Source organism: Levilactobacillus angrenensis (genome assembly GCF_003946085.1).
GTDB lineage: Bacteria > Bacillota > Bacilli > Lactobacillales > Lactobacillaceae > Levilactobacillus > Levilactobacillus angrenensis.
The window spans coordinates 123911-137447 of record NZ_RHOB01000005.1 but is presented as its reverse complement, the minus strand read 5'-3'; the positions used below and the strand labels follow the sequence as shown (position 1 = coordinate 137447).

Here is a 13537-nt window from a genome sequence, read left to right as displayed (position 1 = left end):
TTCACAGTTGCCTGCCGCCTGCCTGCCGCCTCCCGTTCGCCCAATATGAGCCGTCCTCCCCCAGCGTTCCAGCCTAGGTTTCGCGCAACGGCAGGCGGCAGGTAGTTGACCAATATCACACCAAGCTGTTAGCTAACTCATAATGATACCAGAATTGGTCTGGACCATGGGTGAAAAGTCAAAATTCGTAGCGTAGCAGATGAATTTTGACTTGCCGCGATTATTCCGTGAAGACCTGATTATCCATGATGACCCGCTCCAAGTGCTTTTCCGTGCGCTGACTCTCTGGTGGCAAGGCTTGATAATCCCCATAGAGCCGTTGTAAAATTTTATCATAGTTACGGGGGACGCGAACAGTTAACTGCTCGAATGGTACGGAGATAAGGTCAGTTAACTCCTCAACGTCATAAATTTCCTTGTCATAGGCGTATTGTGAAGCCAGATTCTTGACTTGAGGTAATTGCGTATCCGCTTGGTACTGGGTCATGAGCGCCTCGCGTTGGACCTTCAGCTCGGTGGCCGCCGCCAGTTGTTCACCGTTCAGTGGGCTCTGTAGCTTTCGCAGGGGATTGTCCACCAAATGATAGCGCAGTTGCAGGAGCAAGCGCGTGTTGAGCAGTTGGAATTTGGCGAGTTGTTCGCGTTGCGCCGCGGTATCCGTGGGGATGCGATCCAATGGGAAAATATCAATGAAAATACCTTTGCGGGCGTTGTTGACGTTGTTTTTCTCTTCGATATAGGTGTTGCGGTCCAGGAGCTTGGCGTAACTCAGCGCGTAGTTCTTGTCGCTGGCGGGCGTTTGTAAGAAATAATGGGTACCCGCTAAGGCGGCGGGGGCTTGGTCAATGAAGCGGTCGTAGTCGGCTCGCAGCAGGCCCACGTCGACGTCATCGTCCCAGGGGATGAAGCCCTGATGGCGAATGGCCCCCAGTAGGGAACCGCCCATCAAGAAGTAGGGCAGGTTCAAATCGTGGCAGAGCTGAGTGAACTGGGTCAAGTTGCCCAGCTCCACCTGGTGGATACGGTCAATTAAGCGCGGCATAAGCAGGTCCTTTCTAAAACGTATTTTAGTCGAGTGGGTAACGACTCTGGTGAATCACTTTACTAGTGGTATCCTTGAAGGTCACGGTCACGGGCTGCGATGACTTGGGTTCGAAGGTGGCCAGCCCACTGATTGATTGGCCCGCCTTGACCGGCATCACGGTCCGGTTCAGCTTATTGTTGTCACTGGTCTGACTGGTGGTGAAGGCGAGGTTGCCGGTCGTCAGATTCTTGCCGCTTTGCGTGGCACTGACGGCAGTTTGCCAAAGGTCAATCGGCACCACGGCCTTGTTTTGGTGATTTGTGAAGGTGTAATACAAGACGAATAAATTGCGGTTGGCCGTCGCGCTGGCGGTCACCTTGGACCCCGTTAGCTTAAAGGTCGTGTGGTCAATCGTGAGCGTCTGATTACGAAAAGTCGTGGCCGATGCTTGCTTTTGACTGCTGGATGCGGCCTTTTGCTTCGACTGACTGCTGCTAACGACGGTCGATGAGGACTGGCGCCGCGGTTCCTGTTGGCTACTTGGCTGTTTGGTCGTCGCACAGCCGCCCAGGATCAATAGGCTACTGAGGACGGCCAGTAATTTAAGATGTGACATGAAAAACTCCCCCTAAAACAAGTCGTAACGTCGCCAGAAGTAAAGAAATGCTAAAACTCGGTCGCCCCACAGGCATTTTTGCCGCAATGACCGGGAATAGACGGTACAATAGAGCTACACCGTCATGGCAAAATAACGACTGCAAATTTCCCAATGGCTTCCTGAGGTGCCAGTCGAAAAACGACTGAACAGACCGGCAACTGGCTACGCCTCTATTCTAGCATAGGACGGGGCAACTAGCGCCGAATGACCCAGGAAAAAGACTGGTATTTGCTGGTCGTAAATGCTAAGATAAAAATCGTATTTTGAGAAATGTAGGTGGGTAATCATGGCTGAAGCAGAAGAGCCGCTGTTGGACGCGTTTATTGATGTTTATATGAGTTCATTAAAATATTTGGATGAGTTTGTTTCCGAACCAGCCAAAGCGTTTCACTTGTCTTTTGAACAGTATTTGATTCTCCGCGAAATCACCCGAAATGACCACGTGACCCTCATGGATATTGCCAGCAAACGGCAAGTCACGCGTAGTGCGATTTCACGGCAGATCAAGGTGCTGTTGAAGCAAGGGTATTTGCAGCAGCAGCCCGATGAAAATGACCGCCGGCGGTTGTATTTGTTGGCCACGCCAGCGGGTACGAAGGCGGAACGGGCGATTCGTGACCGCATCAACCGCCGTTTCCAAGGGTGGGTCGATGTGTACGGCAATGACCGGGCGCACGAAATCTTGAATTTCATTCGCGACTTCAGCCAGGTGACTCGCATGAAAAAGTAACAAATTTCGGTGTAACCCCAAGCATGTCTTGGGGGAGAAGGGGATTGAAGTCAATGAGCAAAAAGCGCATGAGTGATGAAGAGGCAAAGCGCTGGCGCAAGATTGTCTTCATGGATGATGGCCACGATGACAAGCGGTCGCCACGCCAATCACGGTCGTACGTGTACGGGGAACCGGCGAAACGATCATGGTGGGAACGGTTGACCCGGCATTTTGGCCGGCGCTAAATGAAAAACGGACTACCCGACTGGATAAGCGTGGGTGGTCCGTTTTTTTATAACATGAATTGTCCGCCTTGCCGTTGGCTGTCGACCAACACTGCCTCATCATTTGGCGAACGGTGAGGGGAGAATCGTTAGTCTGTGACGGGTTCGACGGGGGTGAATTCCTTGACCAGTTCGACGCGCACGTTGTCGCTGCCACTTAGCAGTTTAGCAACTGGGCAGCGGCGTTCGGCTAGGTCGACCATGGCTTCAGCCGTGGCTTGATCGACGCCAGGGATCCGAACCTGGGCGGTGACGTAGAACTGTAAGCCCCGGGTGTCGCGGGCCATTTCCACGATAGTGTGGACCTGCGAGGTGTGCGGGAGGTCCCGCCGTTGCTCGATGGCTTCTAGCGTGGCGTTCAGGCAAGTGCTCAGTGCCAGTCCGACGAATTGCTCGGGATTGGCCCCCGGACGGTCATTTTCGGGACTGCTGGTCAGAGCGTCCAACCCACCGGGAACGTAGGAGTGGCTCTCTAAACCGTCATCATTGATGGCAACGGTCCGGTAACGTGGTGGAAATTTACTGCGGTCAATAGCCAAAAAACATCAACTTCTTTCGTTCAATTTACTTTTAGGTTACCCTGTTTGTCGAGAAAAAACAATCAAAAAGCCGTAAAAATGTAAGGGCTTCCGCAGAGACTAAACCAATGACTGTTAACTAGTTGAACAATTGTGCTCAGCATAGGCCAGCCGTGATGACAATCGGTTGCACATTCGACCTATACCAATCATAGATTAAATTGTCAGATAAGCGGAACATTCGAACCTTGTGAGATTGGCTAAACGCTGTTACCGCAGTTAATCAACGTAAACGGTTTTATCCAAAAAGTTTGTATTATTTATGTATTGGGGGTAGACCACATGCTGTTTTATGTTTATAATATAGGCAATTGGTAACGGACACTGGCGAACAAGTTTGGGGGGAGCCAAATGTTGAACGAAGAAGTTTTAGATGAACGCAGACGGTTTCAGATGATCACTTGGCGCGCCAAACAACATGGCGCCCAGGTAGTTGAGAAACAAATGATGCAACGCTTTACGGATACCGTGGCGGAACAACAAGCCATTTTAGCGGCTGCACGCCGGCAAGAGGCGCCAGCGGTTAGTTAGGCAACTGGGGCTACCGAAGGCTATTTGGGTAACCGGACCGTCATTCGTGGTACGCTATGATGGGTTAGGGGGTAAGCAGATGAAACATCCAATGATGTATTACGTCTATTACTTAGCAGGTTGCTTATTTGTTGGGGCAATGGCGGTCGTTGTTTTCCACATGATTCAGCTGTGGATTACCGCCAGCAGTATGTAAGGATAAATGAAATGCAAGGCAAGGCAAAACCACTAGGTAGCTGAGAAAAAATCCCGGCACCTAGTGGTTTTATTTTTAGACAATAAAAAAGCTAGTTACGTTTGGACGCAACCAGCAGAATAGAAGTATGTGTACGGCTTCAACGGTGTTAATAATGGCTAAATGTCAATTAACTCCTCCAACGATTGAAGTCCCGTGGCAGGTTCTCACCTGAATATGTAACTTCATTATAACGTTGCCACCCGCCGCTGTAAACCACAAATTTAAAGATTCACTTAAACTAATTGTGTTAGTAAAACGATAAATGTCACTAGTGCCGGCATTCCTTGTAGCCAGAAAATTGATTTTTTTACCGTCAGACTACCATAAATGGCAACAATCACAATGTAAACCAATAGTAGCGCCGTGGTGATCAGCCGGGCGCGGCCGGTCAAGACCCATTGGCTGACGAGCATCGTGACGGCCAGCATGCCATTGTAAATCCCCATATTACCCAATGCGGCTTTGGCCGGTGTTTGGTGAACGAAGCTCAGTGGCATGCCAAACGCCTTGGCCTGTTGTTCAGGTTTACCAAAGATTTCCAAAGCCATGATACCCAAGTGTTCAATGGCGACAAAATAAATTAAGAATGTTAAAATTATAATCATTATAATTGCCTTCTTTATAAGTGGTTAGTATAGTAGAACTAGTGGTGACAATGTGGACAATTATCCATTGCGGCTAAAAACATTTAAAACTTTAAGCTAATTTTTAGTTTGGCGTGTAGAATAATTAGTAAGGATCAAATTCACCAAAGAAACTTGAGTCATTCACGGGGAGAATGGCAGTATAGCGAGCTTTCGAAAATAATGAATGGAGGAATTACCCATGAGACTCCTAGACTTGAGCGGACAACAATTCGGCAGACTGACGGTTATTCGTCGGGACGGTACAGCAAAGAACGGGAATGCCACGTGGCTGTGCAAATGTAGCTGTGGTAACCTGGTTACCGTTGACAGTTACCGGCTACGGCATGGCATTACGGTGAGCTGCGGTTGCTACCGGCGTGACGTCAGCAAGGCCCGGTTGACCAAAGATCCCCGGACGAAGAAGCAAATCGGCAACGCAATGAACTTACCATTAGTAAATGGGAGCAACGTTGCGGCCCTGACAAAGATCAGTTCCCGGAATATTTCCGGCGTTATCGGCGTTAGCTTCGACAAGCGTTCCGGTAAGTGGGCGGCACGTTTATTTTACCACGGCCGCTACATCTTAAACCAGACTTTTACCGACTTTTATGATGCCGTTGCGGCACGGAAAGAAGCGGAACTTAAGCTGGCCAAGAAAAACAATTTGCAATTAGATGCCTCAGCTGAAGGCTAATTCAGCAGGCTTAACCAGCAAAGCAATAGAAGCCAAAACCGGTCGTTCCCGTCATTGGGGAACGACTTTTTTGGTGGATAAAATACCAAAAAGAGTGTGCCAATAGGCGGTTAACTGCCTAGCAGTGTTAAGCGGAACCGGTTGCCTGTTGGCACACGGTTCGGCTATGAAGCCATAAACGCAGACCACCGGTTCTCAGGCTCGGTCCGCCCACAGTGTGCCAACCCGTAGTCGGCGGACGGCAGGTGCCATTTCAACCTACGAAGCTGTAAACACCTCACTTTCCCATAAAAAGTATTGACGGGCAGCAGGTAGACTCGGTATGCTGACTGGGGAATCATTGTCAGAAAAATTTGCATGTGAGAGGAAGCGTGTCATGGATTATCGAGAGGAAGCAGATGCACTGGGGACCGTGAAAGTTCCCGCTGACGCTCTGTGGGGAGCGCAAACGGAGCGGAGTCGGCACAATTTTACCACTGGACCATTGATGCCGTTGGTCTTGATTCGCGCCTTGATTCAGCTCAAACGCGCCGCAGCGGTGGCTAACCGGGACTTGGGCGAGGTGCAAGAAGCCAAGGCGACTTTGATCATTCGGGCGGCCGATGCCTTGTTGGCGTTACCAGATGACCAGTTGCAGCGCGATTTTCCCTTGCACGTGTACCAGACGGGGTCGGGGACTCAGACCAATATGAATGTCAACGAGGTCATTGCCCACCAGACGGTCAAATTTGACCCGACCAGCGGGGTGTTACCCAACGATGACGTCAATCACGGGCAGAGCTCCAACGATACCTTCCCAACAGCGATGGCCATCACGGCGACCTTGGCCCTGCAGCCGCTCTTGACCGCCACGCAACGCTTGATCGACGAATTGACGGCGAAGCAACAGGAATTTTGGCGGGTGGTCAAGATTGGTCGGACGCATCTGCAAGACGCGACGCCCTTGACGTTTGGTCAAGAAATCAGTGGCTGGGTCAGCACGTTGCAGCATGATCAAGACTATTTGAAACAGTTGGCACCGACCTTGCTGGAGCTGCCTATCGGTGGTACCGCAGTCGGGACGGGGCTCAACGCCGCTCCCGGGTTCGCGGTAGCGGTGGCGACCCAACTGGCGCAGACCTATGATCAGCCGTTTACCGCCAAGACCAACAAGTTCTTCGGCTTAGCGGCCCATTCTGGTCTCAACGTGGTTCACGGCGCCCTGAAAACGCTGGCCAGTGACCTGTTGAAGATTGCCAATGACATTCGGTTCTTGGCCAGTGGGCCGCGAGCGGGATATGGCGAGCTCAATATTCCCGCCAACGAGCCCGGGTCTTCCATCATGCCAGGGAAGGTCAATCCGACCCAAGCCGAGGCGCTGACTATGGCGGCGACGCGGGTGATGGGTAACGACGTGACACTGACCGTGGCGGCCTCCCAGGGGAATTTTGAAATGAACGTGTACAAACCAGTCTTGATTGCCACGTTCCTGGAATCGGCCGACCTGTTGACCGGGACGATGCGGGCCTTCACGACCAAATTGGTCCACGGCCTGACCGTCAATGCCGACCGGATGGCCACGCTGGTCGACCAGTCCTTGATGACCGTGACGGCGCTGTCGCCACACATCGGCTATCACGACAGTGCGTTGATTGCGCAAGCAGCGGATCGCAACGGGTGGACCCTGCGCGAAGCGGCGTTAAAGTCGGGCAAGGTGACGGCTGACCAGTTTGCGGCCTGGGTCGATCCCCTGGCGATGACGAACATCGACCGGCCAGATTAATTTTAAGAAAATGATGAAATTAGCTTGACTTTTCTCTAATCAAAGTCTAATCTTATGGACAAGTTAGCAAGCAAAAGAATAGTGTGCGTTGATGAAGACGACTAGACCAGGACCGGCCTGACTAGCGACTCCCGTTTGGTGTGAGGGGAGACAGGCCGCTGATCGAAAATCACTTCGGAGCAAAACGGTGAAGAAACCAGTAACCGCGTTGGTGGCACCCATTATCGTGCAAACGGATTGCTGCGGCAGTCCGCGAAGCGACGACAGTTTTTTTTGTCGTAAATTAAGGTGGTACCGCGTGATTAGCGCCCTTAGCAGAAGCAAAATTCTGCTGAGGGCGTCTTTTTTTACCCAAATTCGATGACTGGCTGGCCATTTTGAGGTTTGGAGGGATTCGATGAAGCAGCGAATGGGATTAGGATTATTAGGATTGTTATTGGTGGGGACCTTGGCGGGGTGTCAATCTAGCCAGGCGACGACCAATAAGGCATTGAACGTGACCATGCCGGCAGAATTACAGACAGCCGACCCTAACAAGGCCACGGATGCGTACTCCTTTTACATGATGAAGCAGACGACGGAAGGGTTGTACCGGCAGAACAATGACGGCAAGGTCGTTCCGGCCATGGCGACCAAGGTCGTGACCCCGACGAATCACGGGAAGACCTACACCTTCACGCTGCGTCACGACGCGCACTGGAGCAATGGCGACCAGGTCACGGCGCAGGATTTCGTGGACTCTTTCCGTCGGCAGGTCGATCCGACTACGAAGGCGCAATATGCCAATCGGTTCGCGACCTTCACGAATTATACGGCCATTCAAAAAGGCACCAAACAACCGAGTGCCTTAGGCGTTAAAGCGCTGGGAAAATACCGACTGCAGATCACCTTAAGTCGACCCAACGCGGCCTTCAACTACGATGCCGCCACGGAATACTTGCCGGTCAATCGCCATTTGGTGAAGAAATACGGTGCTAAGTACGGGACCAATTCCAGCCGGGTCGCCGCCAACGGGCCTTACGTTTTAAAGAAATGGAACGGGACTAAGGATAATTGGGTCTACGTCAAGAACCAGCGCTACTACGGGAAAAAACAGGTAAAAATCAACCGGGTCAACGTGCAGGTCGTCAAGACGGATTCGACAGCCGAAAAATTATTTGCGGCGGGAAAGGTGCAAGAAACGAAGATTGGGGGCACCACGGTCACCGGGACCGCCAACAACGCCCAGCTCAAACGGCAAATGCGTAAGACGCTGACGACGGCCGTGTCCATCCAGTACTTCAATACCCACACGAAGTTAGGGGCCAACCAAAAATTCCGGACGGCTGCCAGTTTGGCCATCAATCGCCAGGAACTAACGAAAAAGGTCAATCAAGACGGTTCGGTACCGCTGAAAAATATGGTTGCCCAGGGGGTCGCAACGGATCCGAACAACGGCAAGGACTTTGCGGTCAGCACCGGCAATTACACCGCGTATGACGCCGCTAAGGCTCGCCGGTTGTGGCGTCAGGCGCGCGCAGAATTGGGTGGCGGGAATTTCAAACTCACCCTGTTGACCAATGATTCCGACGGGTCCAAGAACGTGGCTGAATACATCCAAAGCCAGTGGCAAAAGACCATGCCAGGACTGACCGTCACGATTTCTTCGATGCCGCTGACCCAGCAGATCAACAAGATGTTCAAGGGGGACTTTGACGTTTCGACCTTCGGCTGGACCGGGGATGAACCGGACCCCACGACCGACTTGGATCTGTTTATGAAGGGCAACTCCATCAATTTCTCCAATTACGTCGATCAGAAATTCAACCGGTTAATGCTGGCAGCTCAAACGGAAACGAACGCGAAGAAACGCTTCACCTTGCTGAAGTCGGCTAGTCGCCGGATGTCACAGCTGGGCGTCTTCAACCCGCTGTACCAGCAAGCGCAAGTCAACCTGGTCAGCAAGCAGGTGGGCGGTATCAAGTACAGCACCTTCAGCACCGCCGCGCAATACCGCTACGCCTACTGGAAGTAGCCGGTTGGTGGGGATGACCGCATTATCGTCCGCTAAGTTAGGGAAAACAGTGCCTGCGTCAGCCAGGGTTCCGCCTGCTCTGGGGAACACCTCCAGCCTGAGGAGCGGTCTTCCGGTTCGCTTGAAAGCCTGGCAAAGTTCGCCAGGCTCCCAAGTCGTCCCACGCTGTAGGCTGAGACAAAATCTCAGCCAACACCGTCGCCACAGCTGGCTCCACCCTGGTTGCCTCCGGCGAAGAGTGACGATCATCAGCAATACTGTGTTAGTCAAAAACTAGTTGCCAAAACAGCCGCTACCTGGGACTAAGTCAACCGTTACTAACACACACACTTGTAGCCGAGAGTCCGCCAACTATGGATTCAGCCGTGGGAGTTGTCTTAGCGGCGCGGTTCATGCCGCTTAGACAACTGGCGACTTTGAGACGCGGGTTTTCGGCTCAAAGCGAGGCCGAGACCGCTTTTCAGGCTCGGTCCGGTCCGCCCACCGCGTTCCAACCCATAGTTGGCGGACGGTAGGCGGTCAGTACGAGCTGTGAAGCTGTCAACGAACAATTTTTGAAAGTAAGAAAAAAGCGCAGTAGCCACTGGTCTCGCCAGCAGCTACTGCGCTTTTTGCCGAAAGTGAGTACACCTTCAGTCGTTTTATTTTTTAGGAAGGGTGATTTAAGGAATCACGTAGAAACTAGGCGTGAAGTAAGTTTGGCTGAACACGCCGATACCGTCAGTTGGGTTTTGCGCAGCCACGTAAGAGCCGTTTCCTAAGGACAGGCCGTCGTGGTACGGGTTACTTTCTGAACCCCAGAACAGGATGGCGCCAGCCGGGGCGTTGGCCACATCGTAGTGGTGCGTGCCCAAGGTCGCTTGCTGGGTCGTCGTCCGGGCACTCAGGCCCAAAGCATATTGCACCAAGCCAGAGCAGTCAAACCCAGCCGTGGTGTTGCCACCGTAAACGTACGGTGTGCCACTGTTGGCGATTGCCAGGGCCGTTGCGACGCCATTACCACCGGCAACTTGACTGCCGGTATTAGTCGTTGACGTTGACGTCGACGTGCTCGTCGTTGGCGTCGTGGTAGTATGTTGGTAACTGGTGTTGGTTGCCGGCGTAGTCGTAGCGGCCGTGTTGGTCGTCGCCGTGGTTTGCGTTTGGGCGGGTTGTTGGCTCGTAGCCATGTGGGCGGAAGCCGTGGTGCTCGTGCCAGCTAGGAATAAAGCGCCAGCGGCTAAGGTACTGATTAAAAACCGAGTTTGCGTTTTGATAAATGTCACTCCATCGTCATAAGTATTTATTGCCAGGCAAATTGGGGAAGGCTGACAACACCATTGAGTATAACGGTAAAAAGTTGCGGGGAAGTCACAACCTTTTAACAGATTAAGACAGTTTGGTAACGTTAGATGTCAGGGCAAACCAACAGTTACTAGCCAAAATGGCTTAGCCCCTCGGTCACTAAGGGGCTAAAATAATGGCTCAAGGAAAGGGCCAGGCGTTTGAAATGCGAGTGGTCCTCAAGCAAATTTCAATTAATTTTCCTTACGCTGACGGAGATCCAGGTAGCCTAAACCAAGACTGAAGCTCAAGAGGCTTAATCCCAGAATGACTAACCCGTCATGAGATTGTTCATTGGTTTGTGGTAACTTCTTGGCTGACTGTGCAGCGCTTGCTGGCGATGTCTTCGTCTGATCAGCAGCCGAACGCGTGGTTGCGCTAGCGGATTGTCCAGCAGGTTGGCCAGTCGTGACGTAACCAGACCCGCCAGCTAATTCAGGTTGACTGGATTGGCTAGTGGATGTTGCAGGTTGACCCGTGTGGTGCATCGTGGTCGTGACACTCGGCTTTTGCGTCGTGTAAGTTGGCCGGTAAGCACTCGTGTTAGAACCCGTGTAGGTGTGGTTGCCAGTGGTGTGACTACCAGTGATGTGGTTGCCAGAGCCACCGGGGATAACCGGCACATCAGTTCCAGGCGTTACGTGGCCAGGATGACCTGGATAGGTGACACCAGGCACTTGTTCTTCGCCAGGCATTTCGCTAGGATTTTCTGGTTCAGTGGTGCCAGGGTGTTCAGTCCCAGGCGTTTCGGTCCCAGGATGTTCAGTGCCAGGTTGTTCAACACCAGGTGCTTCTGGATACTCAGTGCCAGGATGTTCGGTCCCAGGTTCTTCAGTCCCAGGTTCTTCGGTTCCGGGTTCCTCAGTGCCAGGCTCTTCGGTTCCAGGTTCCTCAGTGCCAGGTTGTTCAGTGCCAGGCTCTTCAGGATAAGGTTCTTCGCCCGGTTGTTCAGTGCCAGGTTCTTCGGTCCCAGGTTGTTCAGTTCCAGGTTCCTCAGTGCCAGGCTCTTCAGGATAAGGTTCTTCGCCAGGTTCTTCAGTGCCGGGTTCCTCAGGATAAGGTTCTTCGCCCGGTTCCTCAGTCCCAGGCTCTTCAATCCCAGGGGCTTCGGGTTCAGGTTCTTCAGTGCCAGGAACTTCAGGGTTTTCAACATTACCAGCACCATAGACGTCCAAACGAATGAAACCTTTACGCATGATGGACGTGTTGGAGAAGGCGCTGTTGAAGACGATGGTCCCAACGTGTGAGTCCTTCAAAATGGTCGCTTGCCCGAAGGAAAGTCCAAGTCCAGCAGACATTGGGAATGTGTCATCTGCAGGGATCCGAACGTTAGCGGGAACGTAGAAGTACATTACGTCTCCGGGATCGATCTTCAGCCAATTATCAATCGACAACTTGTATTTGACGTAGTAACGCAGGTTTTCGGGTAAAACTTCACTGTGGCTGTGAACCTTTCCTTTCGTATCTACAATTACCGCGTCATCGACATTAGCCCCGTGGCCTTCAATGACCTTTGCTTCACCGACGATTGGGTGGGTAAATAAGCAAAGACCAAACAAGCTGGCGGCGGCTATTAAACTAAGACGCCAAAATCTTTGCATAAATGAATACCTCCTATCGAGATTCCCTCTCTCTCAGCACCTATAAACTAACATGTTTATAGGCTAGACGTTCAGTCAGACGGTTCGTTCGTTAACTGGTCGAATACTGCCTAATCCTTGATTTTTCGGCATTCGCTCACGGGATGGTCGTGGGGGTGAATGATTTGTTGGAGAAAAAGGTGACATTTAGGGAGAAATATGCTTCGGTCAAATGACGATTCAGCGCTCAAATTGATGGCAAAACGAATCGCCTCACCGACCGACTAGTAGGCCATTAAGCAGCTAAGTGGGTCGGTACGAATAGGGTAGGCAGGGGGTGCGGTTCATGCTAAAATTAAGCTCTAAACTTCAGGATCTGGGGGCAATTGGGGATGAAAACTTTTGTATTCGATGTGGACGGGACACTGAGTTTTGATGGACGGGTGATTGCCCGGGAGATTCGTACGGCGTTACGCCAGTTGATGGACCGTGGCCACCGGGTGATCTTTGCATCGGCCCGGCCGATTCGTGACCTGTTGCCAATTATCCCCGGCTTTCACGAGGTGCAGATGATTGGGGCCAATGGCGCCCTAGTTGCACAAAATGGGGCAGTACGGGTCGTGGCGGCGATTCAACCGGCCGACTTACGCCGATTACGGGGCGTGATTACTCAGGCCAACCTCGATTACGTGGTCGATGGTCGCTGGGATTACGCCGCTCAGGTGGCGAGGGACCATCCACTGGCTCAGCGCGTCGATCCAGCCCAGCTAGCCCACCGTGTTCCGTTGTCAGCCATCACGGCAGCCGTGAAAGTCATTTTGATTGGCTTGCCCGTACAACAAGCCCGCGAACTCAAAGACACCCTGCAAGCTCGGCAAACGCTGACTGTCGTGGCCGATACTGATGAGGGCAATCTGGACATTACGGCGCAACACGTCGATAAGGCCCGGGCCTTACAATATTTGGGTGTGGCGGACTACGTGGCGTTTGGTAATGACCGGAATGATCTGACCCTGTTGGCGGGGGCACAACACAGCGTTTGGGTCAACAGTAAGCCACACCTGCAGCATTTGCGAATGCCAGCGGCGGTGACGTGTGCGCCCACGAGTGCGGCAGTGGCGGCCCAAATTTCGCAACTCGGTCAGCTGGCCTAGCGAGATTTGACCGCGTTACGGCGGAAATAGCGGTTGTATCTGACCGCAACTTGTGATAATCTGTCAACAGTTGCATAACTTTAAAAACAATAAGAACGGTCAACGCCTGATCTGCCCCGTGGGGTAGCGAGCTAAGGATAGTGAGAGCTTAGTGCCACGTCAGTTTGAGGATAACCCCGTTTTCGTTGCCGACTGAAATTACGAGAGTAGGTTGCGCCGTGCCCCGCCACGTTATCCAGCGGAACGTATGTTAGTACGTTATTTAAAGTTGGTTTTGCACATTTAAAAACAATTTGGGTGGTACCGCGGAAAGATCTTTCGTCCCTTGTGATAGGGAAGTTGGGTCTTTTTTTAGTGCT

The 13537-nt window shown here is 52.2% G+C and carries 13 protein-coding genes and 1 other annotated feature; of the genes, 7 read left to right on the top strand and 6 right to left on the bottom strand.

Features of this window, described 5'->3' with window-relative positions:
* Nucleotides 1-220: 220 nt before the first annotated feature.
* Together EKM83_RS04420 and EKM83_RS04415 are read right to left on the bottom strand one after the other, a co-directional pair.
* Nucleotides 221-1042, bottom strand: coding sequence for a LicD family protein (locus EKM83_RS04420; RefSeq protein WP_125575418.1), 822 nt, complete (start codon nucleotides 1040-1042; stop codon nucleotides 221-223).
* Between the two features lie 25 nt (nucleotides 1043-1067).
* On the bottom strand, nucleotides 1068-1640 hold the full coding sequence (locus EKM83_RS04415; RefSeq protein WP_125575417.1) for a DUF5067 domain-containing protein: 573 nt from the start codon (nucleotides 1638-1640) through the stop codon (nucleotides 1068-1070).
* 328 nt (nucleotides 1641-1968) lie between these two features.
* Between EKM83_RS04415 and EKM83_RS04410 the strand changes: the two genes are divergently transcribed.
* Both EKM83_RS04410 and EKM83_RS13270 read left to right on the top strand, forming a co-directional pair.
* Nucleotides 1969-2412 carry a MarR family winged helix-turn-helix transcriptional regulator gene (locus EKM83_RS04410; protein WP_125575416.1) on the top strand — a complete coding sequence of 148 codons (444 nt, stop codon included), beginning with the start codon at nucleotides 1969-1971 and terminating at the stop codon, nucleotides 2410-2412.
* Between the two features lie 53 nt (nucleotides 2413-2465).
* Entirely contained in the window at nucleotides 2466-2639 is a 174-nt protein-coding gene (locus EKM83_RS13270) for a hypothetical protein (protein ID WP_164505588.1), read from the top strand.
* 128 nt (nucleotides 2640-2767) lie between these two features.
* On the opposite strand, the gene EKM83_RS04405 is transcribed toward EKM83_RS13270, so the two are convergent.
* A complete protein-coding gene (locus EKM83_RS04405; protein ID WP_125575415.1) occupies nucleotides 2768-3217 on the bottom strand; it encodes an OsmC family protein in 450 nt (149 codons plus the stop codon).
* Nucleotides 3218-3607: 390 nt separating this feature from the next.
* Here EKM83_RS04405 and EKM83_RS04400 point away from each other — a divergent pair, with 390 nt between their 5' ends.
* Nucleotides 3608-3787 (top strand): hypothetical protein, encoded by a 180-nt coding sequence (locus tag EKM83_RS04400; protein WP_125575414.1) that lies wholly within the window; start codon nucleotides 3608-3610, stop codon nucleotides 3785-3787.
* Nucleotides 3788-4258: 471 nt separating this feature from the next.
* Here the strand turns inward: EKM83_RS04400 and EKM83_RS04395 are convergent, their stop codons facing one another.
* Nucleotides 4259-4630, bottom strand: a complete 372-nt coding sequence (locus EKM83_RS04395) for a DUF1304 domain-containing protein (protein WP_125575413.1) — start codon at nucleotides 4628-4630, stop codon at nucleotides 4259-4261.
* Between the two features lie 220 nt (nucleotides 4631-4850).
* On the opposite strand from EKM83_RS04395, the gene EKM83_RS04390 reads away from it, so the two are divergent.
* From EKM83_RS04390 to EKM83_RS04380, 3 genes are all read left to right on the top strand, one after another.
* Nucleotides 4851-5345 (top strand): alcohol dehydrogenase, encoded by a 495-nt coding sequence (locus EKM83_RS04390; protein WP_125575412.1) that lies wholly within the window; start codon nucleotides 4851-4853, stop codon nucleotides 5343-5345.
* A gap of 376 nt (nucleotides 5346-5721) precedes the next feature.
* Entirely contained in the window at nucleotides 5722-7107 is a 1386-nt protein-coding gene (locus EKM83_RS04385) for a class II fumarate hydratase (protein WP_125575411.1), read from the top strand.
* 79 nt (nucleotides 7108-7186) lie between these two features.
* Nucleotides 7187-7423, top strand: a binding site (T-box leader).
* Between the two features lie 81 nt (nucleotides 7424-7504).
* Nucleotides 7505-9121 (top strand): peptide ABC transporter substrate-binding protein, encoded by a 1617-nt coding sequence (locus EKM83_RS04380; RefSeq protein ID WP_125575410.1) that lies wholly within the window; start codon nucleotides 7505-7507, stop codon nucleotides 9119-9121.
* A 662-nt stretch (nucleotides 9122-9783) separates the two neighbouring features.
* Here EKM83_RS04380 and EKM83_RS13515 read toward each other — a convergent pair.
* Together EKM83_RS13515 and EKM83_RS04370 are read right to left on the bottom strand one after the other, a co-directional pair.
* On the bottom strand, nucleotides 9784-10386 hold the full coding sequence (locus tag EKM83_RS13515) for a C40 family peptidase (protein WP_263853774.1): 603 nt from the start codon (nucleotides 10384-10386) through the stop codon (nucleotides 9784-9786).
* 252 nt (nucleotides 10387-10638) lie between these two features.
* A complete protein-coding gene (locus EKM83_RS04370) occupies nucleotides 10639-12045 on the bottom strand; it encodes an LPXTG cell wall anchor domain-containing protein (RefSeq protein WP_125575409.1) in 1407 nt (468 codons plus the stop codon).
* A 371-nt stretch (nucleotides 12046-12416) separates the two neighbouring features.
* On the opposite strand from EKM83_RS04370, the gene EKM83_RS04365 reads away from it, so the two are divergent.
* On the top strand, nucleotides 12417-13178 hold the full coding sequence (locus EKM83_RS04365; protein WP_125575408.1) for an HAD-IIB family hydrolase: 762 nt from the start codon (nucleotides 12417-12419) through the stop codon (nucleotides 13176-13178).
* Nucleotides 13179-13537: the final 359 nt, after the last annotated feature.

Bases quoted from the DNA above. Each gene is read 5' to 3' on its own strand.
- EKM83_RS04420 (WP_125575418.1), bottom strand. From the start codon at position 1,042: ATGCCGCGCTTAATTGACCGTATCCACCAGGTGGAGCTGGGCAACTTG.
- EKM83_RS04415 (WP_125575417.1), bottom strand. From the start codon at position 1,640: ATGTCACATCTTAAATTACTGGCCGTCCTCAGTAGCCTATTGATCCTG.
- EKM83_RS04410 (WP_125575416.1), top strand. From the start codon at position 1,969: ATGGCTGAAGCAGAAGAGCCGCTGTTGGACGCGTTTATTGATGTTTAT.
- EKM83_RS13270 (WP_164505588.1), top strand. From the start codon at position 2,466: ATGAGCAAAAAGCGCATGAGTGATGAAGAGGCAAAGCGCTGGCGCAAG.
- EKM83_RS04400 (WP_125575414.1), top strand. From the start codon at position 3,608: ATGTTGAACGAAGAAGTTTTAGATGAACGCAGACGGTTTCAGATGATC.
- EKM83_RS04395 (WP_125575413.1), bottom strand. From the start codon at position 4,630: ATGATTATAATTTTAACATTCTTAATTTATTTTGTCGCCATTGAACAC.
- EKM83_RS04390 (WP_125575412.1), top strand. From the start codon at position 4,851: ATGAGACTCCTAGACTTGAGCGGACAACAATTCGGCAGACTGACGGTT.
- EKM83_RS04385 (WP_125575411.1), top strand. From the start codon at position 5,722: ATGGATTATCGAGAGGAAGCAGATGCACTGGGGACCGTGAAAGTTCCC.
- EKM83_RS04380 (WP_125575410.1), top strand. From the start codon at position 7,505: ATGAAGCAGCGAATGGGATTAGGATTATTAGGATTGTTATTGGTGGGG.
- EKM83_RS04370 (WP_125575409.1), bottom strand. From the start codon at position 12,045: ATGCAAAGATTTTGGCGTCTTAGTTTAATAGCCGCCGCCAGCTTGTTT.
- EKM83_RS04365 (WP_125575408.1), top strand. From the start codon at position 12,417: ATGAAAACTTTTGTATTCGATGTGGACGGGACACTGAGTTTTGATGGA.